Origin of the sequence: Brevundimonas abyssalis TAR-001 (assembly GCF_000466985.1) — a bacterium.
GTDB classification, from domain to species: Bacteria; Pseudomonadota; Alphaproteobacteria; order Caulobacterales; family Caulobacteraceae; genus Brevundimonas; species Brevundimonas abyssalis.
This window is the reverse complement of sequence record NZ_BATC01000108.1, coordinates 1-2,287: the sequence shown is the minus strand read 5'-3', so window position 1 is coordinate 2,287 and position 2,287 is coordinate 1. Positions and strand designations below refer to the sequence as shown.

Below are 2,287 nucleotides of genomic sequence, written 5' to 3'. Positions count from 1 at the left end.
GATGGTCCCCCTCCCCCGCGAGCGGGGGAGGATGTTCGAACCGACCATCATTCGTCCCCCTCCGCCGCCGTGGACCATTCCGCCACCCGGGCCAGATGGTCATAGTCCGACACCCGCGCCTGGGCGAACTGCGGCGCGATGCGCGAACGATAGGGCTGGCTCGGGCTGGCGTACTGGCGGATGCGTTTCCTCAGACCCTCCACCGCCTCGTCGGCGAGGGCCGCGGCGCCCGCGTCGCCGTTGCGGTCCATGATCTCGCCCGCCGGGTCGCGGCCGGTCAGCCGCACATACAGCAGGTCGTCGGGCTCGGCCTTCAGCACGGCCCCGAACCCGCCCTCGCGGGCGATGGCGGCGGTCAGGGACAGCTGCGAACTGAACCCGCTCTCCACCTGTTTCTTGGTCGGCGGGGCGCCGGTCTTGTAGTCCATCACCGACAGGCGGCCCTCGGCCACCTCCATGCGGTCGGCCCGGGCGGTCAGCAGGAAGCCCTCAATGGGCGACCACTGGCCGTAAGCCTCCAGCGCCACATGGGGCCCCTTCGCCCGGCGGTCGCGCTCGAACCCGGTCACCCAGTCGGCCATGCGCGCGCCCAGCGCCTTCTCCCGGGCCAGCGCGGCCGGGGTCATGCCCGCCGCCTCCAGCTCGGCCAGATAGCGGTTCAGGAACCGGTCCTGCGCCCCGGTCTCACCCAGGGTCTCCCACTCGCGGGCGAACACCTCCAGGGCATTGTGGATGGCCGTGCCGCGCAGGCGCGCGTCCACCCGCTCGTCGGGCCGCTCCATCTGGTGCAGGTTCAGCACGAAGCGGGCGTAGGTGGCGTAGGGATCGCGCACCCATTCCTCCACCCGCGTCACCGACATCTTCGTCGGCCGCGCAGCGACCGGCGGCGTCGGGGCCGGCCGCGCGGCGGGCTTCAGGGTCTGCGGCGGATCGGCGTCGGGCGCGTCCAGCCGCCGGGCCAGTCCGTGCAGGTCCGCCCGCTGCGGCAGGCGCGGCGCATCGGGGAACGCCCCGCGCACCAGCGTCTCCAGCCGCCACAGCCAGCGGGACTTCACCGACGGCTGATTGTCCCGGCGCTCGGTGTGCAGCAGATAGACCTCCGGCGCGCAAGCGATCTGGGCGAAATCATGGGCCGACAGGCCGATGCGGCGCTCCGGCGGCGGCAGGCCCAAGGTCTTGCGCATGGGCCGCGACAGGAACGGATCGGTCCCCCCGCCGCGCGGCCACACCCCCTCCTCCAGCCCGGCCAGGATGACCCGGTCGGCCCGCACCAGCCGCGCCTCGATGGCCCCCAGAATTCTCAGGCGCGGGTGGGCGTCGCCGCCCGTGCGCACCACCTCGGCGCCCATCAGCCGCCCCAGCAGTTCGGCGAACGCCGAGGCGTTCAGCGTACCCGCCTCCGCGCCCTCGGTCATCAGGCAGCCATCAGCCGCGCCGCGCTCGCCCCGTCCGGCCCGCGCCAGACCTCAACGCCTTCGCCCAAGGCCTCCGCCGCCTCGCAGAGGACCCGCGCCCACTCGGCGGGCGTCGCGTCGTCCATGCCGGTCAGGGCCGACAGCACGCCCTCCAGCCGGTCCACCAGACCGTGGGCCATATCGATGCGCGCCTGATCCTCGTCCTTGCGGCGCTTGCCGGCCCGATGCCGGTTGGCCTCCAGCCGACGCCGCACCGCGTCCCAGTCGGCGGGCCCCGCCCCGCGCAGACCCTCGCGCTCCAGCGCCTCGATCTCGTCCGGCCCGGCCAGCGTGGTCCACGGATGCTTCAGAATGGCCAGCAGCGGAACCGCTCCGAAGGCCTTGGCCAGTTGCGCCAGCTGGGCCAGCCGCACGCCCGCCGGCGTCTCCGACAGGGGCGAGCCCGCCGAGGAGTCGGCCATCAGGCCCCATCGCCCCAGCCGCGCCTGCACCCGCCGCGCGAACAGCGGATCGGGCGTGACGAGCGCCACAGTCTGACCTGCGGTCTCCACCCCCTCGCGCATCAGCACGGCGGCCAGCGCTGCGGCGGCCTCCTCGGTGCGGGCGGTGACGGCGGTCAGGCCCTCCAGCCCCTCGGCGATGGGGTCGCCCCCGCCCTTGCGCATCTCGTCGATGGCCTTGGTCCAGTCGGCGGTGGAGGCCGGCGGCTTCAGGGCCTCGGCGATCAGCCGGCGCCGCGCCCGGCCCAGCCGCGCGCTCTCGCCCGTGTCCCGCGCGGGCCAGGCCCGCACCTCGGCCCGGTCGATGCCGTGCCGCCCGATCAGGCGCTTCAGCGCCCCCTGCGGATGCTGCTCCCCGTCGTCGTCGGCGAT

General features: G+C 74.5%; 1 protein-coding gene and 1 pseudogene. Both read right to left on the bottom strand.

Annotated elements, in window-relative coordinates:
• Positions 1-47: 47 nt before the first annotated feature.
• A complete protein-coding gene (locus MBEBAB_RS15340) occupies positions 48-1,415 on the bottom strand; it encodes a PD-(D/E)XK nuclease family protein (protein WP_021698769.1) in 1,368 nt (455 codons plus the stop codon).
• A pseudogene (locus MBEBAB_RS16655) lies at positions 1,415-2,287 on the bottom strand (double-strand break repair protein AddB); the annotation flags it as partial. The pseudogene MBEBAB_RS16655 and the gene MBEBAB_RS15340, both read right to left, overlap by 1 nt.

Bases quoted from the DNA above. Each gene is read 5' to 3' on its own strand.
- MBEBAB_RS15340 (WP_021698769.1), bottom strand. From the start codon at position 1,415: ATGACCGAGGGCGCGGAGGCGGGTACGCTGAACGCCTCGGCGTTCGCC.